Here is a 26121-nt window from a genome sequence, read left to right as displayed (position 1 = left end):
AGTTACAGGTCCATCAGTTCGTCGAGCCCGACGGTCAGGCCCGGCCGGGTGCCGATCTGGCGAACGCCGAGCAGCACACCCGGCGCGAACGAACTGCGATCGATCGAGTCGTGGCGGATGGTCAGCGTCTCACCCTGCGTGCCGAGGAGGACCTCCTGGTGTGCGACGAGACCGGCGAGTCGGACAGAGTGCACACGCACGCCGTCGACAACGGCCCCCCGCGCACCGGGGAGTTCCTCGGTCGTGGCATCTGGGCTCGGCCCGACGCCCGCCTGCGCACGCGACTCGGCGATCAGCGCCGCCGTGCGATATGCGGTGCCCGACGGCGCGTCGGCCTTATGCGGATGGTGTAGCTCGATGACCTCGACGGAGTCGAAGAAGCGTGCGGCCTGCTGCGCGAAACGCATTGACAGGACGGCTCCGATCGCAAAGTTGGGTGCAATCAGCACCCCGACGCCAGGCGCGTCGGACAACCACTCGCGCACCTGCGCAAGACGTTCCGCCGTGAAACCTGTCGTACCGACGACCGCGTGAATTCCGTTCTCTATCAAGAACTTCAGGTTATCCATGACCACACTGGGATGCGTGAAGTCGATGACGACGGAGGTGTCTGTGTCGACGAAGGCAACGGGATCGTCGCCCTTGTCGACGCCGGTGGTGAACACGAGATCCTCGGCGGCCTCGACAGCGTCGACCATGGCCTGCCCGACCTTGCCCCCGCTGCCGAATACGCCAACTCTGATCTCGTCGCTCATCGGTGCTCCCTCTTCGTGCGTGCTCGGTCGAACATTCTTGTCCGAGTCTAGTGGGCGGCACTTTCGTGCCCACCCTCAGTAGATCGGCGCATCGCCACGCTGGTGGTCGAATACCAGCGACGTCGTGGTCCCTGCGACCTCGCGTCTGGCATTGAGCATCTCGACGAACGTGCGCAATGCCTCCGTGTCGGCGGTCGCGACGTGCAGCAGGTAGTCGTCGGCACCTGCGAGAAAGAAGACGTCGATCACCTCGTCTCGCTGTGCGATCTCGCCGACGAACTGGCGGATCTGCCCGCGAGCATCCGACTGCAAGCTCACGGCGACCATCGCTCGCAACGGCCGTCCGACCGCAGCCGGATCGACGTCGGCGAAGAATCCGCGGATCACACCGGCGTCGACGAGCCGTCGGAGGCGCCCGTGCGCTGTCGACGCCGCGATCCCCACTCGTGCCGCGAGCTCACTGTTGGGGATGCGCGCATCGAGTTGCAGGACACGCAGCAGTTCTCGATCGGTCGCGTCGAGCTCGACTGCCCGAACATCCTTCGGCGTGGCGGCCATCACAACTCCTCGATATGACGATTCTTCATCCAGATACACAATCTACAGAACTTTCCTCATCAATGTTGTGCGCTTGTCGACGTTCCTTCACGCTTGAAGGTGTTCAGCGCAGAGCAGCGCCTCCGCAGCGCCACCACGTGACCACCACCCCAAAACTTTCTTAGGAGTTCCCGATGCGTATCGGCATCCCCACAGAGATCAAGAACAACGAATACCGCGTCGCCATCACGCCCGCCGGTGTCGCCGAGCTGACCAAGCGCGGCCACGACGTGATCATCGAAGCAGGTGCAGGCCTCGGGTCCGCCATCGACGACGCCGACTTCAAGGCCGCGGGCGCACAGATCCTCGACACCGCGGCCGCGGTCTGGGAGCAGGCCGACCTGCTCCTCAAGGTCAAAGAGCCGATCGAGGCCGAGTACGGACTCATGCGCGAGGGCCAGACGATCTTCACCTACCTGCACCTCGCGGCCAGCCGCCCGTGCACCGATGCGCTGCTGGCTTCCAAGACGACGTCGATCGCCTACGAGACCGTCCGCGCCGCCGACGGCTCGCTGCCCCTGCTCGCCCCGATGAGCGAGGTCGCCGGCCGACTCGCTCCCCAGGTGGGCGCCTACCACCTCATGCGTTCCGAAGGCGGCCGCGGCGTGCTGATGGGCGGCGTCCCCGGCACCGAACCCGCCGACGTCGTCGTCATCGGTGCTGGTGTCAGCGGCGTCAACGCCGCGACCATCGCGATGGGAATGGGCGCACAGGTCACCGTCTTCGACCTCGACATCGCCAAACTTCGCGCCGTCGACGCCCGCTTCGGCGGACGCGTCCACACCCGCTACTCGACGTCGCTCGCACTCGCCGAGGCCGTCAAGCAGGCCGACCTCGTGATCGGTGCGGTGCTCGTCCCCGGCGCGAAGGCACCCGTGCTCGTCCCCAACAGCCTTGTCGCGCAGATGAAGTCGGGCGCGGTGCTCGTCGACATCGCTATCGATCAGGGCGGCTGCTTCGAAGACTCGCGGCCCACCACCCACGACGACCCGACGTTCACCGTGCACGACACCGTGTTCTACTGCGTCGCCAACATGCCCGGCACCGTCGCCCGCACATCGACGCAGGCGCTCACCGGTGCCACGCTCCCCTACGTGCTGCAGCTCGCCGACAAGGGCTGGGAAAAGGCTTTGGCTGACAACGCCGCACTCGCAGGCGGCCTGAGCACCCACGCCGGCGCGTTGTTCAACGCCGAGGTCGGCGCAGCGCTCGATATCCCGGCCGAGCAGAACCCGTTCGCCACCAACTGACCACGACCTCCATCGCGAGACCGCCGGACCCGAGATCGCCTCGGGCCCGGCGGTTGTCGTATAAGCCGCGCCCGCAACTCAGGACGCGAGCAGGGCATCGATCCCGTTGGTCGTCACGACGGCGCCCAGAATGATCAGCACGGCACCGACGATCACTGAGTTGTATCGCGTGATCACCTCGTCGACCCGCGCCAGCGTCGGTCCTGCGCGGTCTCCCGCCAACTGCGTTGCCACGGTGGGTGCGGCCACTCCGATGCTGCCGACGAGGACGAACACGACGATTCCGACGACCTGAGCTCCGATGTTGTCGGTCGCCTCGGCGACGGCGACACCGGCCGCGACAGCGAGGAAGAGGTTTTTGGGGTTCAGCGCCGCCATTCCGATGCCGAAGGCGAAGACCGTTGAACCGCGCATACGCTCGATCGACTCGTACCACGACGCCACGTCGCCCTTGTTCGGGTTCCGCCACGCGCCGTACCACTTCCAGACGCCGAGGCCGAGGAGGATGACGCCCACGACGACGCCGACCACGCCGCCGACGGTCCCCGTGTCACCGGCGATGGACACCAGGTCGGCAACAGCGACCACCACCCCGCAGACGATTGCGAGCCCGAGAATCCAGCCGAGCAGAAAGCTCCAACCAGCCCCCACCGACCGTCTGATCACCAGCGCCATGCTGACCATCACCAGTGGCGCCGACGCCATCAGTAGGCCGAGTGCAATGGGTAGGACGTCGACTGCCGCGCGAATCACCTGAGCAACATAACCGGACTGCGGCTGCAATGCCGACACTCGGGGGTGCAGCGCGATGGACCGCGTCGCTGACAGACACCAGTCACCGGGGCAATCACCAGGACAGCACTGTGGTCGCGGCGGCCTTTCCCTCGTGGAAACGACGCTCGGTCAGGTCGCCACGGCCGTCGCGTCCCATCCGCAGCACCGACGAGGCGCGGGTGCCGTAGCCATCCATGTCGACGAACATCGCTGAGAGCTCGTGTTCACGCTCGGGGTCGATGCCCGTGTCCGGCAGTCGCGCAGGGTCGGCCAGGCGCCGATCGTCGAGCATCGCAAGGTAGTCGTCCGGCAGCGCGCCCGGCTCGGCCGCGACGTGCTGGAACCGTCGAACACCATCGGTCACCTTGGGCCAGTCGCTGTCGAGCACGCCATTCGACAATCCGTGCCAGCCGGGCGCCACGGCCCTCGCCTCGGGCACGGGCGCATTCGTCGCCCACCAGACGTCGACGCCGTCGGCCACCAGCAGGTTGACCGGCGCGTATTCGTCGGCGTGTCGCACAAGATGCTCCGCCGCTTCCCGCGGGGTGGCCTCACCGACGAGGAAGTCGACGGGCAGGTCGCCGCGTGATCGTTTGTCCGGCAGCACTTTCGGCTCGCCGATGCGCACATTCGTCACCGCCGCCATGCGTCGTGGCGACGTCGTCGACACACCCATCCAGGTGCCGCCCGCCGTTAGATCACGACCGCCGATGATCGGGGCATCGGCCCACCGGTGAATCCCCTCGGTCGGTCGCGAGTAGATCTCGTCACGATTGGCGGCCAGGAGAAACTCGTATCTCGGGTCGGCGTCGACGGCGAACAGAATCAGACACACCGCGCGCGACCCCTTGTCACAGAATTCATTACGTCGAACCTACCGGCAGATAGTGCGCGCGGTTGGCGGCCCGACGCTGCACCCCGGCGATCTCGCGTACGGCCTGCGCGACCATGCTTCGATCGAGCGGCGACAATCGCTTCATGTCCAGCACGTCGCTCACGTCCTCACCCCGATCGAACTGTGCGACTTGGTAATTGAGCCGTATCCGTTGCAAGATCTCGAAGACCTCGATCAGGGTGTCGGCCTGGTCGTCGGACAATAATTCGGTTCCCGACGCGGCGCGTAACCGACCTCGGGTGTCGAGTTGCGTCGACCCCACCGACAACGCCGCCCAGCGGGCGAAGTTCACCAGGGGACCGATCGCATGTTCCTTGATGTCGAAGTCGTCGCCTCGACGAGTCAGCACATCGCGCATCGACCGCATCTTCGCTCTGGTGGCAAGAGCTTCCGACAGCAGGAGGTTCAGCGTTCCGCGATGGCGTCGAAGGTCGGCGAACACCTCGCCGACCGCGGGGAGTCCTTCATCGCCCCAGATGGGACGGGCGTCGATCAACAACGACGTGAGGATCATGCCCTTGTTCTCCAACGGCTCGGCGAGCCACCGTTCCGCTGCCGCGCGCCATTTCGCGTGAGTGCGCGAGAACAACGGCATCGAGGCAATCGCGCCGTTGTCGTCGACGGCCATACCCGCTCCGCGGAGCACGGTGTCGACCTCGCCGAAAGCCACTCGATAGGCCTGCACCTGCTCGTCGCTGACGTCGTCGGAGAACGAGGCGGCCGAGTCGATGTCGGAACTCAACACTGTCTCCCGACGAGCGTTGCTGCCCAACGACATCCACGTCAGCTTGGTCGGGTCCAGCTCCGGATGTGAGGCGAGGACGAGTTCGAGCGCACGACGGACCACAGCATCGACGACAAGAGAAGCCATAGTGGTGACCGAGTGTGCGGGTTGCTCGCGGCGGACCAGATCAGCGATCAGGTACGGCACCCGCGACGCACGCTCCTGCAATTCGACGACGTCGCGCGCGCGTGAGATCTGCTCGCGCAGAGCAACACTCGGCCCTCCGGGTGCTGCCACGAAGTCCGACGGTGCGACGACTCCGCGCACCACTCCCCCCGCGTCGACGACGGGCAGTGCCGTCAGGTCGTTTTCGAGAATGGTGGTGAGCGCATCGGTGGCTGCGACGTGCGGCGCGACCACGGTTGCGCGTCGCTGCGTCAGCTCTGTCACCGGGGTATCGAGCGACGCGCCCGCCGCGACCACTCGCTCACGGATGATCGCGTCCGTGAGCACTCCGAAACCGCCGTCGCGCAACGGGATCAGCACGTGGTCGCGATTGCGCTCGGTCATCAGTTGGGCCGCCTCCCGCACCGACATGTCGGCCGTGCCGACAACCGGGGCGGAGCGGATGAGGCTCTCGACGGTGTGGTCGACCGATCCGGCAGGCTCACGCCGGTGCGCGACGGTGAGTTTGTCTGCGAAGGCGCCGACCCCGCCGGCCTCACCACCACGCTCATCCTCCGCCATCGTCACTCCCCCTCACCGAATTCCTCGCGAACATACGAACGTGTCCACACCGACGACGGCGGCCCGCCGTCCACTCCATTGTGGACGACGGGCCGTCGAGTTCTCGCGGCGAGCGCCGCGGCGTCAGCAGATCAGGCGTCTGCCGAAGCCTTGTCGTCGGACTTCTCCGCATCGCTGCCGGACTTGTCGCTGTCGTCGACGGGGACGAGGCTGATCTTGCCGCGCTCGTCGATGTCGGCGATCTCGACCTGAAGCTTGTCGCCGACCTTGACGACATCCTCAACCTTGTTGATGCGCTTGCCCTTACCGAGCTTGCTGATGTGCACCAGACCGTCGCGGCCCGGCAGCAGCGACACGAACGCGCCGAAGGCGGTGGTCTTCACCACGGTGCCCAGGAAGCGCTCGCCCACCTTGGGCAGCTGCGGGTTGGCGATGGCGTTGACCTTGTCGATCGCGGCCTGCGCCGAGACGCCGTCGGCAGCACCGATGAACACGGTGCCGTCGTCCTCGATCGAGATGTTGGCACCGGTGTCCTCGGTGATGCCGTTGATCGTCTTGCCCTTGGGGCCGATCAGCTCGCCGATCTTGTCCATCGGGATCTTGATGGTGGTGATCCGCGGGGCGTACGGGCTCATCTCGTCGGGCTCGTCGATGGCCTCGGCCATGACGTCCAGGATGGTCAGACGCGCGTCCTTGGCCTGGCTCAATGCGCCGGCCAGCACCTTCGACGGAATGCCGTCGAGCTTGGTGTCGAGCTGCAGCGCCGTGACGAAGTCCTTGGTGCCCGCGACCTTGAAGTCCATGTCGCCGAAGGCATCTTCGGCACCGAGGATGTCGGTGAGCGCGACGTAGCGGGTCTCGCCGTCAACGGTGTCGGACACGAGGCCCATCGCGATGCCCGCGACCGGAGCGCGCAGCGGCACACCGGCATTGAGCAGCGACATGGTCGACGCACAGACCGAACCCATCGAGGTGGAACCGTTGGAGCTCAACGCTTCCGAGACCTGACGGATCGCGTACGGGAAGTCCTCGACGCTCGGGATCACCGGCACGAGGGCACGCTCGGCGAGCGCGCCGTGGCCGATCTCGCGACGCTTGGGCGATCCGACGCGACCGGTCTCACCGGTCGAGTACGGCGGGAAGTTGTAGTGGTGCATGTAGCGCTTCGACGTCTCGGGTCCGAGCGAGTCGATCTGCTGCGCCATCTTGACCATGTCAAGCGTGGTGACACCGAGGATCTGGGTCTCGCCGCGCTCGAACAGTGCCGAACCGTGGGCGCGCGGGATCACGGCGACCTCGGCCGAGAGCGACCGGATATCGGTGATGCCGCGACCGTCGATACGGAAGTGGTCGGTCAGGATGCGCTGACGCACGAGCTTCTTGGTGACCGAGCGGTATGCCGCGCCGATCTCCTTTTCACGACCCTCGAACTGCTCGCCGAGCGAGGCGAGGATGTCGGCCTTGAGCTCGTCGGTCTTCTCGTCGCGCTCCTGCTTGCCCGGGATGGTGAGGATCTGCGAGAGACGCTCGGTGGCAGCAGCCGAGACGGCGTCGTAGACGTCGGACTCGTAGGCCGGGAAGAGCGGGAACTCAGCGGTCTCCTTGGCAGCAGCCGCGGCGAGCGACTTCTGTGCCTCGCAGAGACGAGCGATGAACGGCTTGGCAGCCTCGAGGCCCTCGGCGACGATGGCCTCGGTCGGTGCCTGCGCGCCGCCTGCGACGATGTCGATGACGTTGTCGGTTGCCTCGGCCTCGACCATCATGATCGCGACGTCGGCGTCATCGCCTTCTCCGACGATGCGGCCGGCGACGACCATGTCGAAGACTGCACCTTCGAGCTGCTCGACGGTCGGGAACGCCACCCACTGGCCGGCCTTGTTCTCCTCGGTCGGGATGAGCGCGACACGCACGCCACCGACGGGGCCGGAGAACGGCAGGCCCGCGAGCTGGGTCGACGCCGATGCCGCGTTGATCGCGACGACGTCGTAGAGATCCTTGGGGTCGAGGCTCAGGACGGTGACGACAACCTGGATCTCGTTGCGCAGGCCGTCGACGAACGACGGACGAAGCGGACGGTCGATCAGACGGCAGGTCAGGATGGCGTCGGTCGACGGACGGCCCTCACGGCGGAAGAACGACCCGGGAATGCGTCCCGCGGCGTACATGCGCTCTTCGACGTCGACGGTGAGGGGGAAGAAGTCGAAGTGCTCCTTGGGGTGCTTCGACGCCGCTGTCGTCGACAGCAGCATGGTCTCGTCGTCGAGGTAGGCGGTTACCGAACCGGCTGCCTGCAGGGCGAGACGTCCGGTCTCGAACCGGATGGTGCGGGTGCCGAAGCTGCCGTTGTCAATAACGGCCGTTGCCTCGGTGATCGCGTCGTCGAACTCCTCGACGACCTCAGTGGTGGTGACATCTGTCATGTGGGCTATGAATCCCTTCGTGCCGGTCGCATTCGACGCGACCGTGGTGGTGGCCGCTCATAGCGACCCGAATATGCGGATTGGGACCAGGAGCGACAGACTGACGTGCGCTCCCGATGAACTGCGCGAATGAACTCGCGCACCGGGGCGCGCGTAGCGCCACTACCGGCCCAGAACATCGCGCGAAATGGCCACTGCATGCCAGGGCCGCCCTAGTGCGACCCGTGGGTGCTCAGACGGCCTTCGATCGAAGCGGTCGGAATCATCTGGCGATTCCGGCGGCCACTACCGAGGACCGATCTGACTCTGCGACATGTGTGTGAGCACACAAATCTGCAACGTTCCGCTTGTCAGCCTATCATCGCGGCCCCTGAGACCAGGAAACGACGACACCGAAAAACAACGAACCGGCCACCTCCACGTGGGAGATGACCGGTTCGTGAGTTCGCGTGTCGCTCAGCGACGGAAACCAGGGTCGCTCAGCGACGCAGGCCGAGGCGCTCGATCAGCGAGCGGTAGCGTGCGATGTCGACCTTGGCGACGTACTTGAGCAGGCGGCGACGACGGCCGACGAGCAGCAGCAGACCACGACGGCTGTGGTGATCGTGCTTGTGCTCCTTGAGGTGCTCGGTGAGGTCGGTGATGCGCTTGGTCAGCAGCGCGACCTGAGCCTCGGGCGAGCCGGTGTCGGTCTCGTGCAGGCCGTACTCGGTGAGGATTTCTTTCTTCTGCTCGGCAGTCAATGCCATGGAGATACTCCTGTTGTTTCAGTCCCGCGTCATCTGTGACCAGCGGCAATCCCACCCGGGATCGTCAACGCTGGTTCGGTGCGCCACCGCGGACTGCAGCGGCACCGACATGTCAGGCTATCAACTCCGCAGGTCCCAGCCCAAATCGCGCCAAAGCGTCCGTGGTCCTACGAACCGCTCTGGGTCGCGGCGAGGATGCCTCGGGTCTTGTCGACGTCTCCGCTCATCGCGGTCAGCAGATCGTCGATGCTGTCGAAATTCTCCATGCCGCGGATTCTGTCGACGAAGTCGACGGCGACGTGCTGACCGTAGAGGTCGGCCGTGGTGTCGAGGACGAATGCCTCGACAGTCCGCGTACGCCCGGAGAACGTCGGGTTGGTACCCACCGACACAGCCGCCTGGTAGCTCTCCCCCGGAATCACCTGGCCCACGACCGGTCCGGGCCCGAGGACCGTGAACCACGCGGCGTACACCCCGTCAGCCGGAATGGCAGCGTACATCGGGGGTGCGACATTGGCTGTGGGATAACCCAATTCGCGTCCACGTCCGTCACCGCGAACCACCACTCCTTCGACGCGGTGCGGCCGTCCGAGTGCTTCTGCCGCGCGCTCGACGTCGCCCGCAGCAACGCACGAGCGGATGTAGGTCGACGAGTAGGTCACCGCGTGCTCGCCGAACAGCGAGATGGCCTGCACCTCGAACCCGAAACGCTGACCGAGCTCTGTGAGCTTCTCGACGTTGCCCGCGGCCTTCTTCCCGAAGGTGAAATTGGCTCCGACCACCACTTCGGCGGCATGCAGGCTCTCGACGAGAACGTTGTGCGCGAAGTCTTTCGGAGAACGCGACGCCAACTCGGGGGTGAACGGCATCACGCAGAACACGTCGATCCCCAACTCCTCGGCCAACTCGGCTCGACGAGTCAGCGTCGTCAACTGTGGGGGATGCGTTCCCGGCCGGACAACCTCGGCGGGGTGCGGGTCGAACGTCATCAACACCGACGGGATGCCGCGCTCGGCCGCCGCAGAGGTCGCGGCGTGGATCAACTGCGCGTGCCCCCGGTGGACGCCGTCGAACACACCGATGGTGACCACACACCTGCCCCAATCCGCGGGCACCTCGTCCAGACCTCGCCATCGCAACACGCCGACAAGCCTACGGCGACCGACGCCGGTGAACCAGCACCCGCGCCCGCCTGATGCCGATCCGAACGCGCATCGTGAATCACGCACGTCAACACAGTGAATCGCGGCATGCCACCACACCAATGACAGTTGTCCATGCCGCGATGGCGCCGGGTTCGGTCGGCCGCGGAGCTTCGGCGTGGGTAGGCGGGGCTAAGCTCGTTTCATGCCTCAAACCCGTGCTGCCGGTCCTGATACGTCCGTGGCCGAGTTGTCGACGGTCACCCAGGACTACCTCAAGGTCATCTGGACCAGCCAGGAGTGGGCCGAGGTCAAGGTGACCACCAAGATGCTCGCCGACAAGATGGGCGTATCGGCGTCGACGGCGTCGGAGGCCATCCGCAAACTCGCCGATCAGGGCCTCGTCTCACACGAGCGGTACGGCGCAGTCACCCTCACCGACGAGGGTCGGGCGGCCGCGGTGCTGATGGTGCGACGCCACCGCTTGATCGAGACATTCCTCGTCCGCGAACTCGGCTACGGGTGGGATGAGGTGCACGACGAGGCCGAGGTCCTCGAGCACGCGATGTCCGACCGCTTCATGGCGCGCCTCGACACCAAACTCGGTCATCCCGACCGTGATCCGCACGGCGACCCCATCCCGCGTGTCGACGGCTCGATACCCGCACCGGAGGCGTTCTCACTCGCCGATCTCGACACGGGTGAGGGCGGCAGAATCGCACGAATCTCCGATACCGATCCCGAGGTGCTCCGCTACTTCGACCAACTCGGAGTCGCGTTGGACTGCGTGGTCCACGTCTCCGAGAAACGCCCGTTCGCCGGCACGATCTCGATCTCGATCGACGGCGCCGAGCCGATCGTGCTCGGCGACATCGCCGCTCGCGCGATCTTCCTCGTCGCCGAGCACTGAACACGACGCACTGTCAGGAGCGCGTCAAGCCACGCGTCGCTATCGCAGCGTTGCCGGCCGCACGACCATCACAGAACTCGCCCGACGCCCCTTTTCCTGCACCAGCGCGATGGCCTGCCCGGCCGGGTCGACAACCACGTAGATGCCCTTGCGCCCGATCGGCGTCAACCACCGTCCCTGACTGATGGATTCGGCCTCGTCGTCGTCGATATCGCGGTGCGGGAAGGAGATCAGGGCAGCCTCGTCGATCGTGAGACTGAGCTCGGGACGCCCAGCCAACTGCTCGAGGGTCCGTGCGTGTTCCAATGTGAACGGCCCCACCGCGGTTCGACGCAGCGCGGTCAGGTGTCCCCCGACTCCGATTGCCGCGCCGAGATCGCGTGCGAGAGAGCGGATGTAGGTTCCTGCGGAACAGTCGACGACGACGTCGAGGTCGACGAACTCCCCCTCGTCGCGTCGAGCCAACACGTCGAATCGCGAGACGGTGACCGGCCTCGCGGCGAGCTCGAACTCCTCGCCGGTCCGTGCCAGCGCGTGCGCGCGCCTGCCGTCGACCTTGATCGCGCTGACCTTGGCAGGCACCTGCTCGATGTCGCCGGTGAGTGTCGCGACCGTTGAAGCGATCTGCTCGTCGGTGATCGACGACGCGTCGGCGCTCGAGATGACCTCGCCCATACGGTCGTCGCTGTCGGTTGCGGCGCCCAGGCGGATGGTCGCGGTGTACGACTTGGTGGTCAGTGCGAGCAATCCGAGCAGTTTTGTCGCCCGCTCGACGCCGACCACGAGCACTCCGGTCGCCATCGGGTCGAGTGTGCCCGCATGGCCAACTCGTCTGGTGTTGAACAGTTTTCGGCAGCGAGAGACGACATCGTGACTCGTGATGCCCTCGTTCTTGTCGACGATGACCAATCCGGCGTTTTCGATCGATGAGTCGGCCACGTCAGCTCATCACGATCGTCGTGGTGATGTAACCGTCGTCGACCAGCCAGCGTCCGAAGAACTCGGTGATCGGTGTTCCCCCGTCGATGACCGAGCCGTCGATCAGGATTCGGGAGCGGAAGGTACCCATATTTTCCGCGGTCTGCTCGAACGTGATGTGGGCATCCTCGAAGCCGAGCCATCGTTGGGTCAGCGGGAACCATGCCTTGTAGGTTGTCTCCTTGGCGCAGAACAGAAGTCGATCCCAGTGCAGCCCCGACGGCCGCTGCGCGATGACGTCACGTTCGGCAGGGATGCTGGTGTGCTCGAGCACGCCGTCGGGCAGCACGTCGTGCGGCTCGGCGTCGATCCCCAGCGTCCTGACGCCCATCGCGTACGCGACGATGGCGGCACGATATCCGTCGCAGTGTGTCAGGCTGCCCACGATCTGGTTCGGCCACAACGGCATTCCCTTGTCGCCGCGCATGATCGGCGTCGGCTCGATCCCGAGTTGGCCGAGCGCCTGACGGGCGCAGTGACGCGCCGTGATGAACTCACGACGACGCTTCTCGACGGCGCGCGAGATCAGCGATTCCTCGGCGGGCATCGGCTCGAGACCCGGTGGGTCGCCGAAGGATTCGGCGGACGCAACGCCTGGTGGGAGGAGTCGTTCGATCACTGGTCGCCCTCCTGACCCGAGCTTGTCTGACCCGAGCTTCGCTGTGCTCGACGTTGTGCCACGCGTTCGGCGAACTCGCGGGCACGCTCGGCGTAATCCGGTGGCAGGTTGAAGCGCGCACCGTGATCCGGTAGATCCTGTTCGCGCACACCGGGATCGGGTGCGATCTGACGTAGCAGCGGTTCGGGCAGGCCGCGTCGCTTCCACTCGCGCGGGTATCCGACCGACACCTCCTCGAACCGCACGTCGTCGTACCAGGTGGTGCGCGGGATGTGTAGATGTCCGTAGACGCTGCATGCTGCGTTGAACCGCGTGTGCCAGTCGGCGGTGAGTTCACTGCCGCACCACAGTGCGAATTCGGGGTAGAACAGCGCGTCGGTCGGTTCGCGACGCAGCGGCCAGTGATTGATCAGGATGGTCTTCTCTGCCGGGTCGAGTGCCTCGAGACGCTTGCGTGTCGACTCGATGCGGGCCCTCCCCCATGCGTCCCGGGTCGGGTACGGCTCGGCGGACAGCAAAAACTCGTCTGTCGCCACCACGTTGCGTTCCCGTGCGACAGCGAGCGCCTGCAGCGCCGTCGAGGTGCCCTCCGGGCGGAACGTGTAGTCGTAGAGCAGAAACATCGGCACGACACGGACGGGTTCGCTGCCATCGCCCGCGTCGAACAGCGGGTAGATGTCTTCCGGCGTGACCACCCCGATGTCGCGGCACGCCTGGACGAGGTAGTCGTAGCGCGCGACACCGAAGATCTGCAGCGGGTCCTTGGCGGTGGTGTAGAGCTCATGATTGCCCGGCACCCAGATCACCGTGTCGAATCGAGCCTTGAGTCGACGCAGGGTGTCGATGATGTCGTCGGTGCGTTCGGACACGTCGCCGGCGACGATCAGCCAATCGTCGGGAGCCGACGGTCGAATCTGGTCGACGATGCTCTCGTTGCCGCGGTGCGCGACGTGAAGATCGCTGATCGCCCAGAGTGTAGCCACGAGGATCCATCGTGCCAGATGGCCGCGGCGCCACTGTTTTCAACCGAATGAATCACCGGTGACCCACTCGATGTTGCGTTCCACCTTGTGTCAGGATGCGCACGTGTATCCGAGCCAACCCCAGCCGCCTAGTGCACAACCACCTGGGCCTTCGTACCAGCCCCCGTACCCGATGTACCCACCACGCCGCCGAGCCCGCACACCTCTCGGCGACCGCGGCCCCTGGTGGGCACAAGCCCTGGTCAGCGCAGCGATCGGCGGATTCTTCTTTGTTGTGAGCTGCGCGCTCCAAATCGCTCTGAGCGAGTTCGGGTTGCACGATTGGTGGAGATTCAGCGTCTGGACGTTGGCAGCCCTGTTATACGTGGGCGTCCTCGCCGTGTGGGCCCGGTCCACTCCGCAACGAATCCTCGGTCCCGGCGCTGCCTTGGTGCTCCTGGGATTGCAACGTGTACTCGACGCACTGTGGGCTATCTCGGGCCCACGCCTCTACTCGGGCTGGACCTACGCCGAATTCGAATGGTGGTACAGCGCCAATAACGGACTCGTCATTCTTGGCGTCGTGGCGGGGTGGTCACTCGCACGCAGAAAAACTGCATTCGCGTTGATCGGCATCATCCCGGCGCTCGCGCTCAGCGCGGCGGGGGGATGGATCGAGCAGGCAATCCACTATCCGAAGTCGTACATAACTGCGTCGCTTCTCGACGGCGTCGTATTCATAGGCTTTTGTGTGCTCGGCATCCTCAGTGTGTGGGCGTGCGACGGAATCGGCCTCGCCATCCGACGCGGACGCACTCAGAGCAGACCGGTACCTGCGTATCCACATCCCGGCTACTGAGTGGTCGCCGCGCACCGACGCACTGAATCTTCTGCACGAGCCGGCCGTTTGGCAGGCGTAAGGAAACCGACTCAAAGTTGGGACTCACGTTAGATTCAGTCCAATTCTGGGAATCTGCTGTGATCCGAACGGATGATTTCCAATAGCCAGCGGCTTCTGACAGATCGCGCCTTTTCGATCCGTGCTACTTCTGACTCGATTTCATAATCGATAAGGAGCGGCCGCAGATGTCGAAGCATTCAATCAAGAATGTCCGTCGGGCTCGTCGTCTTGCTGGGTCAGTGGTATTTGCGGCTGGAGTTCTCGCGGCAGGCGGACCCGCCATTGCCGCTGCCGACACCACTCCAATGAGTCAGCCAGACAGCGGTGGCCCCGACTCGGCTCCGCCGACGCAGGAGGCCACTACCACCGACTCGACCACCAGCAACGATCCCGGTTCGAGCGCACCTGCCACGCTGAGCCCTGGACACTCCGAACCGCCTGCCGCAGTGACTGTTCCGAGCGAGGTGGCCACCGGGTCGACGTCCACACCCGCATCACCTCCCCCGGCGGTGTCGACATCGGCGCCGACGTCGGCCGCAAACCAAGTGCCAGTACCACCGGTCCCGACGTCGACCGCAGCCACGCCGAGCGCACCTGTTTCGGTACCCGCGCAGTCCGTCACTGCACCGTCAATCACTCGAACCGAACCGAGCGTTGCGACGCCTACTTCGGCCGCCGCTCCGGATAGCCACTCGCCAACTCCTGCCGCATCGGCACCTGACGAAGCTCCAGTCGATTCGACACCGGAGGACACCGGTATGTGGCTGACGCCCTCAGAAACCGAAACGCTGCAGGCCATTTCCAGTAAGCCAGCCGTCGTGGCCGAGGCGCCCGCTACTCAGTACGCCAACTCCACGCCCGCTTCACCGGTCAACACCGGGCTCCTGATCGGGACGCAAACCACCGCTGCGGCCGGAAGCGCGCGACGAACCGAGGAGATCGACGGCTCCGCTGTCCCGACAGTCGCTCTAGCAGCCGTCGGCGCCGACCCAGGGAATAGGTTTCTGGATCCGGCGGATGCCGATTGGGATCAAGGGCATGCCGTCACCGACAGCGCACCTGCGGGCGTCACCTACAGCATTCCGACCGACGGCTCCGGCGTCTTCACACTCCACAACGACAGCGGCGCCGACATCGCAATCGTAGGCGTGCCCGGTCTATCCGACCTGGAATTGGTGGTGGTGAACGCAGGAACCACGTACACCGCGGGCAAAGAATCGACAACTACTGCCGGCACAAATGCATATCTTCTCCAAACTGCTCGGAATGGCGGGGAAGCGCATGTATTCGGAACAGTACGAGCGAGCTCGATCAGCGTCGGTCCGGGCACACCTGCCATCAACGTGGTCACAGCCGAGACTGTCGACTCGGTGGGACGCACGACCGAGTTGCCACGATACGAGAATCGGAATCTTCCCACCCCAGATCCCGATGTCGCGAATCGATTCGTCGACCCCAAAGACCAGGACTGGTCAACTAAAACCAGTCCAGGAGTGTCGTACCCGGTGGGGCTCACCTACAGCGTTGCTGCGGATGGCTCAGACGCGGTCACGCTGCATAATGAGAGCTCGACGGAGGTCGCGATACTCAGCGCAGGATCAGGCCTTGGATTGTCAGTCATCGGCGCCGGCGAGTCTTTCACCATCCCCGCGCAAGCGAGTGCGCTTCTCGGCACATCGATGTACCTACTTCAAAAACCCCGGGTGAGTGGACAGCCACAGGTGTTCGGCTACCTCAGCATGTCGCCGATCACCGGGGTCTACTCGTCCGTATCGGTCGCCGACGGCACCATCACCCTTCCGCGAAAAGGCACGGACTACGCAAGTCTCGACCCGGCCAATCGCTTCGTCGATCCCAGCGACCCGGTTTCCGCGACCACACCTACGACGCCGTCGTACACCGACCCGCAAGTCGCGGGTATCAGTTACTCCGTCGACGCCAATCGACGAGTGACCGTGTACAACGGCGGCTCAGACGAGATAGCTGTTTCTAGACTGTCAGGCATCGAGATCGTTGATTTCGTGGTGATCCGCCGAGGAGAGTCGTCGACGTTCAGCGCGACCAAAGATGCACGTGTCAATATCCTGTCGGTACAGGCACCACGCGATGCCAGCGGCAACCCGGTGTACTTCGGATCGATCACCTCGATCAATTCGTCCGTGCCCCAGTCATTACCGGTCAGCAACGTCCCCGCGATACCGAAGCGACAGAACAGCGAAACTCCCCCTGAAGCGGCGAATCACGCACCCGTACTGACGATTACACAGACCCCATCACCCACGACAGGTGTCAGTCTGGTTCACGCGCAGACCACGGACCCCGACGGCGACCCTGTCACGCTCAGTGTGATGTCTCCGCCGCTGGGAAGCGTTGTCTCACACAGCGACGGTACGTTTACCTACACACCGACGGCCGCGATGCTCCGTCAAGGACACGCCTCTGACGCCTTCACAGTGCTTGCTTCAGACGGACGCGGCGGCACCACCACGGAAACTGTCGTGCTCGATTACGCGTTCACACGAATCAACCAGAAGCTCGTCATCACCGTAAAAAAACTCAGCGATACCGCGTTCTCGGTCAGCGCTGTCGATCCTGACGGTGGCTACATCGACTGGAGCAATTCCGCCAGCGCGCTACTCAATTCACCAGACACACAGTGGGACAGCGTAACCCACAACCAGATGACCGGTTGGAGGATGTCAAACTTCGTTCCTGCCGATCCTAATTCGAGTAACGCACCAGGCATCCTCGGATTGGCGAAGGATGCAACTGCCACATTCGAGCTGCTTCCCGACCTCACTCGCGCACACCGTGGGGCATATGACGTTCCATTGAGTTTCACGCTGACCGATGACGGCGGCGACGCTCAAGTTGTCACCATCGCAGGCCACGTCCAGTTCCACAACTATGCGCCCGAGGTGTGGATCAACACCACTGAGTCGCCATACATCTTCGATGTTGTAACGGCCGATCAAGACGGCGATCCACTCGACATCGCTGCACGAACCCGCAATGGCGGTAACGTCATTCTTCTGAGTACCGGTCAGTTGCAATATGTTCCGCGTCCTACTACCAACCCCTACTACCGTGACACGATCGATGTCACGGTCTCAGACGGGTGGGCCTCAGGTAGCACTCACAGTGAGTCGATCTTCGTTGGCAACTTTGACAGCACCTTCTTCCCGTGGTTGCCCAGCAATACGCATAACCGAGTCGTTATACCGTCCGAATCAGTCGACGAGTACATGGAGCTACTCAGAAACGCCAGCTCTAATCTTGTGGATGCACATGGCGAATTAACGATAGTAGAGCGCGCGCGTAACTTCCTTACGCTCGCGACACTCGGATACGACGGCGTGGCGGCATTCCATGACCTTCCAGAAGCACTCCATAAATACTCACAGCGAGCCAAGGTCGGCAGACTGTATGGTCTTACGGCATTGGAAACATCACTACTCAGCGACTACGCCTTCGACGAGTTGCCGCGCCGCGCTTCCGTGGCCCGACAGTTGGAGATGAGTCTCGCAGACACTCGCTTCTTCACCCTCACCGAGCTCGAACGCATGCTCCACACAGAGAGCTCAGTGCGAGTGCAGCAATACTTCAACAAAGTCTTCACCCAACGTGAACTGGCAGAGAGAAGCGCGCGAGCATCCACACTTAAGAATCTCGCCGTGGGCTCAAAGGGCGTCAAATCTGTGGGGTTTGTCGGCAAGGTCGGCGGAAATGCGCTGATGGCGTACTCAATCGTGCAAGCAACGGATGACCTCATCAATGCCAAAACCGACCAAGAACGAATTGACGCGTCCTTCGATCTGTTAGCGGCATCCGCACCAGTCATCGGAGCGGCGACCGGATGCGCAATTGGGGCAGCAGCGACATTCTATGTCGCAGGTGCGGGTTGCCTCGCGGGTGCCGCCGTCGGATTCTCAGCGGGAAGTGTGGTGGGAGTGTCAATGGACTTCGGTCTGTTCTACGCACGCAATTCGGAAAACATCAAGACCGGACTGAATGATTTCAGTACGGGATTTAACGACGCTGTAGATATGTTTCAGGACCCGGATTTCAGAGCCGCGGTTCGGAGCTCTGGAAATCAAGCCATCGCGCAAGTGAAGTCTCGGGTCGACCAAGGTTTCTCGGATGCGAGTCACTATTTATCTGACCGCGCCAGTGATTTCGGAAATAAGTCACAGGATTTCTTCAACTGGGTCGACGATAGATACGATGAATTAGGTCACTTTGTACCCGGGCGCCGCTGACCCTCGCAGGATGCCAGTTACGCGTTTCCAGGCAGGCAGTGGTGCCGTCGGCTATCCGCGCTCGTGCCCGACCCGCTGCCACCGGCCCGACCGAATCCGCCACACGACGGTCAGCATGCGAATCACCATGAACACCACGAGGCCCGTCCAGATGCCGGCCAACCCCCAGTCGAACGCCAGCGACAGCCAGATCAGCGGTAAGAACCCGACGAGCGCTGCCACCAACGTCGCAGTCCTCAGGTAAGCGGCGTCGCCGCTGCCCAGGAGCACGCCGTCGAGCGCGAACACGACACCCGCGATCGGCAGCATGGCGACAAAGAACCACCAGGGCGTACCGATGGCGTCAAGCACACGGGCATCGCTGGTGAACAGCCTCGGCAGCACGCCGGCGCCGAGGGCGAAGACCGCCGCCATTGTCGACGCAGCCACCACCGAGACGACGGTCACCCGGCGGGCGACGTTCTGCGCCGCCGTGACCGCACCCGCCCCGAGCGCGGCACCGACCAACGCCTGAGCCGCGATGGCCACCGAGTCGAGGAACAGCGACATGAACTCCCACAGTTGAAGTGTCAACTGATGAGCAGCGACAGCGGCCACCCCGAAGCGGGCGGCAACAGCAGCCGCCGAGAGGAAGCACACCTGGAACGAGAGGCTGCGCGCAACGAGGTCGCGCGCCATCACGAGTTGCGCCTTGATCACGGCCCATCGAGGACGTAGCGCGCGACGCCCACCGTCGGGAAGTACCTCACGGAGGAGTCGCACCGCGAACAGCAGACCGGTGATCGACTGTCCGACGACGTTGGCAACTGCGCTTCCCTGCAAGCCGAGCCGCGGGAAGAACCACAGCCCGTGCACCAGCCCAACCAGCAGAACCGCCCCGATCGACAATCCGATCACGACGTACACGACCGGTCGACGGGTCTCCTGGACGCCACGCATCCAGCCGTTGCCCGCCATCGACACAAGAATGAGCGGCACGCCGAAGCACGCGATTCGCAACCACGACGTCGCTTCCGCCGCAACGTGACTCGCATCCGGACCCGACGAGCCGACCATGAGTCGCATCACCCACGGCGCGAGCGGATAGATCACGGCGACAATCACCGCACCGACGCCGAGCGCGAGCCACGTCGCCTGCACGCCCTCTCCCACCGCACCCGCGCGATCACCCGCGCCGAAGCGTCGAGCGGATCGCGCGGTTGTCCCGTATGAGAGAAAGGTGAGCTGGGTGCTGATCACGGAGAGCACCAGAGCGCCGACGCCGAGCGCAGCCAGTTCGTCGCCGCCGAGGCGTCCCACGACGGCGAGGTCGAGGAGTAGATACAGCGGCGGCGCGGTCAGCACCGCAAGCGCCGACACCGACAACACGGCGATGCGGCGTATCCCCGTGTCCGGGGCGCTCGCCTCGGAGTCGGCCTGTCGGTCGGGCTCGGTCAGAGCAACCCCACCAGCCGATCGACGACCTCAGACGCGCTCCCGGTATCGCTGTACCCGGAGGCGTGTCGATGTCCACCGCCGCCGAGTGCGCGTGCGATCGGAACCAGATCGACCGAGGCCTTCGACCGCAACGAGACCGTCCAACTCGTCGGTTCGATCTCCTTGAACACCGCCGCGATCTCGGCGCCTGCCGTGGTTCGCACGATATCGATGATGCTCTCGGACTCTTCCCAGCTCATGCCGACCATCGCGTCGTGATCGACGACGGAGTAGACGAGTCCCGCACCGTCGGCTGCTTCCGGGACGAACGTCGCCGAAGCCAACACCCCGGCCACCATGGACAGCCACGAGAAGGGGTGGGTGTCGAATAGCGCCCGACTCCACCGTCGACCGTCGACTCCGCTGTCGAGCAGTCGCGCCGCGACCCGAAACGAGTCGGGGCGCGCCCATTTGAACGATCCCGTATCTGTCGCGAGACCCGCGTACAGGCACGTCGCGATGTCGGCGTTCAGCGGAACGTCGAGTTCGTCGATGAGTCGCAGGACGAGCACCGCGGTGCAGTCGGCGTCGGGGTCGACGAAGTCGAGGTCGCCGAAACCCCCGTTGGACATGTGATGATCGACGACGACCGATGTGACCGCACGCTCGAAGACCGCGGCCAGTTCGCCGAGCCGATCAGGTCCGGCGGCGTCGACCGACACCGTCACGTCGTGACCCTTGAGTGCATCGGGTTCGACGAGTAGATCCCGCGCCCCGGGCAGGTCGCGCAGCGCAACGGGCAGGCTCTCGGGACCGGGATAGGACACCTCGACATCGAGGCCGCGTGTCTTCAACGCGAGCCCCAGCGCGAGTCCACTACCGATGGTGTCTGCGTCGGGTCGCACATGGCAGAGAATCGTCACCGCCGATGCCCCACCGAGGGCATCTGCGATCGCCGCAGTGGAGGCAGTGGTCACCCGCGTGAACCGTCCTCGCTGTCTTCGTCCTTGCTTCGATACGGATCCGCGTCACCGGCGGGTTGCGCTTCCTTCGCCTGACGCGCGACGAGTTCGTCGTTGGCACGTGCGCGTGCCACGAGTTCTTCCATGTGCCGCGCGGCGTCGGGAACGGTGTCGAGGACAAAACTCAATGTCGGGGTGAAGCGCACGCCTGTTCCGGCGCCGACCTTCGAGCGGAGAATCCCGGTCGCCTTGGCGAGTCCCGCGGCAGCGGCCTCGTAGTCGGGTTCGGCGTCGATCGATTCGCCCATGACGGTGTAGAAGACCGTCGCGTCGTGCAGGTCGTTGGTCACCTTGGCATCGGTGATCGTGACGTGGGCCAGCCGCGGGTCCTTGATGTCGTGGGCGATCGACGACGCCACGATCGACGAGATCCGCTTGGCCATTCGCTGTGCCCGTGCCGGGTCAGCCATGGGATGTCCTTCCTCCAGAATCGAACCAGCGAGAATCGAACCACTGAGAATCGAACCACGCACTGTGAATGAGGAACGTACTCCCCTTCCGGGGCCGTCGAGCACTAAGTGCCCTCAGGCCCCGGAAGGGGAGCGTGTTCGACGATCCGCGCGTCAGTCGCGCGGCTTCTCCTGCAACTCGTAGCTCTCGATGACGTCGTCGACTTTGATGTCGCTGTACGTCAGCGTGAGACCACATTCGTAGCCTTCGCGAACCTCGGTGACGTCGTCCTTCTCGCGTCGCAGCGACGAGATCGTGAGATTCTCGGCGACCACCACGTTGTCGCGCAGCAGACGAGCCTTCGCGTTGCGGCGGATGAGACCGGACTGCACCAGGCAACCGGCGATGTTGCCGACCTTCGAGCTCTTGAAGATGGCGCGGATCTCGGCGCGGCCGAGCTCCACCTCTTCGTAGATCGGCTTGAGCATGCCCTTGAGCGCACTCTCGATCTCGTCGATGGCCTGGTAGATCACCGAGTAGTACCGGATGTCGACACCCTCGCGGTTGGCGAGCTCTGTGGCCTTGCCCTCCGCACGGACGTTGAAGCCGATGATGATCGCATCCGACGCCGCAGCCAGGTTGACGTTGGTCTCCGTCACGCCACCGACACCACGGTCGATGACGCGCAGCGACACCTCGTCGCCCATGTCGATACCGAGCAGCGCCTCTTCGAGCGCCTCGACGGTACCTGCGTTGTCGCCCTTGAGGATCAGGTTCAGCTGGCTGGTTTCCTTCAGCGCCGAATCGAGGTCCTCGAGGCTGATCCGCTTGCGGCTACGTGCGGCCAGCGCGTTGCGCTTGCGCGCGTTGCGCCGGTCGGCGATCTGCCGGGCGGTGCGATCTTCTTCGACGACGAGCAGGTTGTCACCTGCACCCGGCACCGACGTGAAGCCGATGACCTGGACGGGTCGCGAAGGCAGAGCCTCGTTGACGTCGTCGCCGTGCTCGTCGACCATGCGTCGCACACGACCGTAGGCATCGCCTGCCACCACGGAGTCGCCGACTCGCAGCGTTCCGCGCTGGACCAGCACTGTCGCCACAGGTCCGCGACCGCGGTCGAGGTGCGCCTCGATGGCGACACCCTGAGCGTCCATGTCGGGGTTGGCACGCAGATCGAGCGACGCGTCGGCAGTCAGCAGCACCGCTTCGAGCAGCTGCTCGATGTTGGTGCCCTGCTTGGCCGAGATGTCGACGAACATCGTGTCGCCGCCGTACTCCTCGGGGATCAGCCCGTATTCGGTGAGCTGGCCGCGGATCTTCGACGGATCGGCGCCTTCCTTGTCGATCTTGTTGACCGCGACCACGATCGGCACATCTGCTGCCTGCGCGTGGTTCACGGCCTCCACCGTCTGCGGCATGACGCCGTCGTCGGCGGCGACCACGAGGATCGCGATGTCGGTCGACTTGGCACCACGGGCACGCATGGCGGTGAACGCCTCGTGACCCGGGGTGTCGATGAACGTGATCAGTCGATCGTCGCCGTTGAGGTGCGTATTCACCTGGTAGGCACCGATGTGCTGGGTGATGCCACCGGCCTCGCCCTCACGCACGTTCTCCTTACGGATGGTGTCGAGCAGGCGGGTCTTGCCGTGGTCGACGTGACCCATGACGGTGACCACCGGCGGACGCTGTTCGAGATCCTCTTCGCCGCCCTCGTCCTCGCCGTAGGAGAGATCGAAGCTCTCGAGGAGCTCGCGATCTTCGTCCTCCGGGCTGACGACCTGGACGTTGTAGTTCATCTCGGAGCCGAGCAGCTCCAGCGTCTCGTCGTTGACCGACTCGGTCGCCGTGACCATCTCGCCGAGGTTGAACAGCGCCTGGACCAGCGATGCCGGGTTGGCGTCGATCTTGTCGGCGAAGTCGGACAGCGAAGCGCCGCGGGCGAGACGAATCGTCTCACCGTTGCCGCGCGGCAGCCTGACGCCACCGACGGCCGGAGCCTGCATCGAGTCGTACTCTTGCCGCTTCTGACGCTTGGACTTGCGACCCTTGCGGGGTGCACCACCTGGACGTCCGAACGCACCGGCTGCGCCGCCACGACCGCGACCGCCGCCACCGGGGCGTCCGCGGAAACCTCCGGGAGGACCTCCCGGTGCTCCGGCGGGCGCGCCTCCGCCGCCACCGCGATAGCCTCCGCCACCGCCGCCACCGCGACCGCCCGGTCCGCCGCCGCGGCCTGGTCGGCCTGCGTCGGGACGTGCCGCACGACTGGGCATGGCACCCGGGTTCGGGCGAGGGGGCATGTTGCCCGGGTTCGGGCGAGGTCCGCCCTGACCCGGTGCGGGACGTGCTCCGGCACCGCCGGGACCGGGGCGCCCTGCACCCTGACCTGGTCGGCCCTGTGTGGGACGTCCACCACCCGGGCGGGGACCGCCCTGACCGGGTCCGGGACGTGGTGCCGCCGGGCGCGGAGCTGGTGCGGGAGCAGACGAATACGGATTGTTTCCGACGCGAGGCGCACGCGGACCGGGCTTGGGCCCGGGACGTGGACTCGTCGGCGCCGGCGCGGAAGCCTGAGCTGCCGCGGGCGTCGGCTTCTGTGCCGGCGCCGGGGTGGGCGCGGCGGCAGGTGCCGGGGTGGCTGCAGGCGCGGGCGCTGGTGCCGACTGTGCGGCGGCAGGCGTCGGTGCTGGTGCAGGTTTCGGAGCCGCCGGCTTGGGGCCGGGGCGAGCTGCGCCGGGCTTGGGCGCAGCAGAGTTGTCACGAGCCGCGGCACCCGGCTTGGGTGCTGCCGACTTCGTGGAGTCGTTCTTGGTTGCTCCCCCGTTAGCTGCGGGGAAGGATTCGCGGAGTCGGCGGGCCACGGGGGCCTCGACGGTCGACGACGCGGATTTGACGAACTCGCCCTGTTCTTTGAGACGTTCGAGCACTTGCTTGCTCGTCACGCCAAGTTCCTTGGCCAGTTCATGCACGCGGGCTTTGCCTGCCACTGCTCTCCTCACTTGGAGGCCGAGCGGCTTGCCCGCCACGGCCTCGGATTACGTCCGATACGTGCTCATCGTGGTGACTTCACGGTGTGCTCATGTCTTCTGCTACCTGTTCTGGCCCGTTAGGGCCGCTCTCGTCCGTGCTGTCTCCCGAGCGGGTGTACAGCACTTCTTTGAGGTCGGACTGGTCTACGACCAGTCCCGGACTCCTCAGCGCCCGGGCAAACGCGTGGCGTCGAACCGCGGCGGACACGCAGTCCGCCATCGGATGCAGCCAAGCACCTCGCCCAGGCATGGTCTTCGCGGTGTCGACCGCGATCCTCGGGCCGCTCGCGCCGGTGACGACGACGACACGGACCAGATCTGCGATGCCGGCTCGTTGCCGACATCCCAGACACATACGGATCGGACCTTGCGGAGAATGACTCTCGGAAGAGTCGTTCCGCGGACCGGACCGGTCACCACCATCGGAAGCGTGTCCACAGGGGGCGGCCGGCCGCATTCGCGTGACCATCGATCAGTCTAGCGCGCCGAGCACCGAACTGGACAACCGGACCTCATCACGCGCGTCCGGTGCCCGGCCCGCCCGCCTGTCCGGCGGGTGCACCGGGAGCGTCGTCGGCGTCGGAACGGATGTCGATTCGCCAACCCGTCAGTCGAGCTGCCAGGCGGGCATTCTGACCTTCCTTACCGATCGCGAGCGAGAGCTGATAGTCGGGCACCACGACACGCGCGGCTTTCTGCGCGGCGTCGACGACCTCCACCGAGACGACCTTCGCAGGCGACAAAGCGTTCCCGACGAACACGGCGGGATCGGTGTCGTAGTCGATGATGTCGATCTTCTCGCCGGACAACTCGCTCATTACGTTGCGCACGCGCTGCCCCATCGGACCGATGCACGCGCCCTTGGCGTTGAGTCCGCTGACACCGGTGTGCACGGCGATCTTGGAGCGGTGACCCGCCTCGCGCGCCACGGCGACGATCTCGACCGATCCGTCCTCGATCTCGGGGACCTCGAGGGCGAACAGTTTGCGGACAAGGTTCGGATGGGTGCGCGACAGCGTGATCTGCGGCCCGCGCGGGCCCCGCGAGACCCCGACGACATAGCACTTGATGCGCTCGCCGTGTTTGTAGCTCTCCCCTGGCACCTGCTCAGCGGGCGGGATGACTCCCTCCGCACTGTTGGCGTCGCTACCGATCTGCACGACGATCATGCCGCGTGCGTTGGCGCGGGCGTCCTGCTGGACGACGCCGCCGACGATCTCGCCCTCGTGGGTGACGAAATCGCCGAAGTTCTTCTCGTTCTCCGCGTCCCGCAGACGCTGCAGGATGACCTGACGGGCGGTGGTGGCCGCGATCCGACCGAATCCCTCGGGGGTGTCGTCGTACTCGTGGACGACGGTGCCGTCCTCGTCGACCTCCTGGGCCATCACCCGGACCGCCCCGCTCTTGCGATTCACGTCGATGCGCGCGTGCGGCGCGAACCCGTCGGTGTGGCGGTATGCGGTGAGCAATGCGGTCTCGATGGCGGTGATGACGGTGTCGATCGAGATTCCCTTGTCGGCCTCGATCATGCGCAGTGCATTGATGTCGATGTTCATTGGGCGCTCCTATTCACTTGTCG

The 26121-nt window shown here is 64.9% G+C and carries 22 protein-coding genes; 4 read left to right on the top strand and 18 right to left on the bottom strand.

The window, feature by feature from the left end; translation table 11 throughout:
* Window positions 1–2: 2 nt before the first annotated feature.
* Window positions 3–755 carry a 4-hydroxy-tetrahydrodipicolinate reductase gene (dapB, locus tag ABW18_RS00870; RefSeq protein WP_049697137.1) on the bottom strand — a complete coding sequence of 251 codons (753 nt, stop codon included), beginning with the start codon at window positions 753–755 and terminating at the stop codon, window positions 3–5.
* Between the two features lie 75 nt (window positions 756–830).
* Complete coding sequence (locus tag ABW18_RS00865; RefSeq protein ID WP_005204483.1) at window positions 831–1313, bottom strand: Lrp/AsnC family transcriptional regulator; 483 nt, start codon at window positions 1311–1313, stop codon at window positions 831–833.
* Window positions 1314–1486: 173 nt separating this feature from the next.
* Between ABW18_RS00865 and ald the strand changes: the two genes are divergently transcribed.
* Window positions 1487–2602, top strand: coding sequence for an alanine dehydrogenase (ald, locus tag ABW18_RS00860; RefSeq protein WP_049697136.1), 1116 nt, complete (start codon window positions 1487–1489; stop codon window positions 2600–2602).
* Between the two features lie 78 nt (window positions 2603–2680).
* Here ald and ABW18_RS00855 read toward each other — a convergent pair whose 3' ends face one another.
* From ABW18_RS00855 to ABW18_RS00830, 6 genes are all read right to left on the bottom strand, one after another.
* Window positions 2681–3355, bottom strand: a complete 675-nt coding sequence (locus ABW18_RS00855) for a GAP family protein (RefSeq protein ID WP_152929971.1) — start codon at window positions 3353–3355, stop codon at window positions 2681–2683.
* 94 nt (window positions 3356–3449) lie between these two features.
* Window positions 3450–4211, bottom strand: a complete 762-nt coding sequence (locus tag ABW18_RS00850; RefSeq protein WP_049697134.1) for an NRDE family protein — start codon at window positions 4209–4211, stop codon at window positions 3450–3452.
* A gap of 28 nt (window positions 4212–4239) precedes the next feature.
* Window positions 4240–5742 carry a putative nucleotidyltransferase substrate binding domain-containing protein gene (locus ABW18_RS00845; RefSeq protein ID WP_049697469.1) on the bottom strand — a complete coding sequence of 501 codons (1503 nt, stop codon included), beginning with the start codon at window positions 5740–5742 and terminating at the stop codon, window positions 4240–4242.
* 131 nt (window positions 5743–5873) lie between these two features.
* A complete protein-coding gene (locus ABW18_RS00840; protein WP_049697133.1) occupies window positions 5874–8162 on the bottom strand; it encodes a polyribonucleotide nucleotidyltransferase in 2289 nt (762 codons plus the stop codon).
* A gap of 479 nt (window positions 8163–8641) precedes the next feature.
* Complete coding sequence (gene rpsO, locus ABW18_RS00835) at window positions 8642–8911, bottom strand: 30S ribosomal protein S15 (protein WP_005204469.1); 270 nt, start codon at window positions 8909–8911, stop codon at window positions 8642–8644.
* 167 nt (window positions 8912–9078) lie between these two features.
* A complete protein-coding gene (locus ABW18_RS00830; protein WP_039855079.1) occupies window positions 9079–10053 on the bottom strand; it encodes a bifunctional riboflavin kinase/FAD synthetase in 975 nt (324 codons plus the stop codon).
* 205 nt (window positions 10054–10258) lie between these two features.
* On the opposite strand from ABW18_RS00830, the gene ABW18_RS00825 reads away from it, so the two are divergent.
* A complete protein-coding gene (locus ABW18_RS00825; protein ID WP_005204465.1) occupies window positions 10259–10963 on the top strand; it encodes a metal-dependent transcriptional regulator in 705 nt (234 codons plus the stop codon).
* A 39-nt stretch (window positions 10964–11002) separates the two neighbouring features.
* On the opposite strand, the gene truB is transcribed toward ABW18_RS00825, so the two are convergent.
* The 3 genes from truB to ABW18_RS00810 are packed head-to-tail and all read right to left on the bottom strand — an operon-like array spanning window position 11003 to window position 13543.
* A complete protein-coding gene (gene truB / locus ABW18_RS00820) occupies window positions 11003–11902 on the bottom strand; it encodes a tRNA pseudouridine(55) synthase TruB (protein ID WP_049697132.1) in 900 nt (299 codons plus the stop codon).
* A 1-nt stretch (window position 11903) separates the two neighbouring features.
* The gene (locus ABW18_RS00815; protein WP_049697131.1) at window positions 11904–12560 is read right to left on the bottom strand and encodes a 4'-phosphopantetheinyl transferase family protein; all 657 of its coding nucleotides are present in this window, start codon (window positions 12558–12560) and stop codon (window positions 11904–11906) included.
* Window positions 12557–13543: a metallophosphoesterase family protein gene (locus ABW18_RS00810; RefSeq protein ID WP_049697130.1), complete on the bottom strand. Its 987-nt coding sequence runs from the start codon at window positions 13541–13543 to the stop codon at window positions 12557–12559. The genes ABW18_RS00815 and ABW18_RS00810 overlap by 4 nt, the downstream gene beginning before the upstream one ends.
* A gap of 346 nt (window positions 13544–13889) precedes the next feature.
* Here ABW18_RS00810 and ABW18_RS00805 point away from each other — a divergent pair, with 346 nt between their 5' ends.
* The gene (locus ABW18_RS00805; protein ID WP_235434253.1) at window positions 13890–14381 is read left to right on the top strand and encodes a hypothetical protein; all 492 of its coding nucleotides are present in this window, start codon (window positions 13890–13892) and stop codon (window positions 14379–14381) included.
* A gap of 352 nt (window positions 14382–14733) precedes the next feature.
* Here ABW18_RS00805 and ABW18_RS22655 read toward each other — a convergent pair whose 3' ends face one another.
* Complete coding sequence (locus tag ABW18_RS22655) at window positions 14734–15006, bottom strand: hypothetical protein (RefSeq protein WP_152929970.1); 273 nt, start codon at window positions 15004–15006, stop codon at window positions 14734–14736.
* 175 nt (window positions 15007–15181) lie between these two features.
* Between ABW18_RS22655 and ABW18_RS00795 the strand changes: the two genes are divergently transcribed.
* Complete coding sequence (locus tag ABW18_RS00795; protein ID WP_049697127.1) at window positions 15182–18682, top strand: Ig-like domain-containing protein; 3501 nt, start codon at window positions 15182–15184, stop codon at window positions 18680–18682.
* A gap of 51 nt (window positions 18683–18733) precedes the next feature.
* On the opposite strand, the gene ABW18_RS00790 is transcribed toward ABW18_RS00795, so the two are convergent.
* From ABW18_RS00790 to nusA, 6 genes are all read right to left on the bottom strand, one after another.
* Window positions 18734–20056, bottom strand: a complete 1323-nt coding sequence (locus ABW18_RS00790) for an MATE family efflux transporter (protein WP_414651947.1) — start codon at window positions 20054–20056, stop codon at window positions 18734–18736.
* A gap of 59 nt (window positions 20057–20115) precedes the next feature.
* Window positions 20116–21075 carry a DHH family phosphoesterase gene (locus ABW18_RS00785; RefSeq protein ID WP_049697125.1) on the bottom strand — a complete coding sequence of 320 codons (960 nt, stop codon included), beginning with the start codon at window positions 21073–21075 and terminating at the stop codon, window positions 20116–20118.
* Window positions 21072–21530 carry a 30S ribosome-binding factor RbfA gene (gene rbfA / locus ABW18_RS00780; RefSeq protein ID WP_049697468.1) on the bottom strand — a complete coding sequence of 153 codons (459 nt, stop codon included), beginning with the start codon at window positions 21528–21530 and terminating at the stop codon, window positions 21072–21074. The genes ABW18_RS00785 and rbfA overlap by 4 nt, the downstream gene beginning before the upstream one ends.
* Window positions 21531–21683: 153 nt before the next feature.
* The gene (gene infB, locus ABW18_RS00775) at window positions 21684–24500 is read right to left on the bottom strand and encodes a translation initiation factor IF-2 (protein WP_049697124.1); all 2817 of its coding nucleotides are present in this window, start codon (window positions 24498–24500) and stop codon (window positions 21684–21686) included.
* 79 nt (window positions 24501–24579) lie between these two features.
* Window positions 24580–24897, bottom strand: coding sequence for a YlxR family protein (locus tag ABW18_RS00770; protein WP_152929968.1), 318 nt, complete (start codon window positions 24895–24897; stop codon window positions 24580–24582).
* A 160-nt stretch (window positions 24898–25057) separates the two neighbouring features.
* Window positions 25058–26098, bottom strand: a complete 1041-nt coding sequence (gene nusA, locus ABW18_RS00765) for a transcription termination factor NusA (RefSeq protein WP_049697123.1) — start codon at window positions 26096–26098, stop codon at window positions 25058–25060.
* Between the last annotated feature and the right edge of the window lie 23 nt (window positions 26099–26121).

The organism is Gordonia jacobaea (genome assembly GCF_001186365.1).
GTDB lineage: Bacteria > Actinomycetota > Actinomycetes > Mycobacteriales > Mycobacteriaceae > Gordonia > Gordonia jacobaea.
The sequence above is the reverse complement of the archived record's forward strand: the minus strand, read 5'-3'. Positions and strand labels throughout refer to the sequence as shown.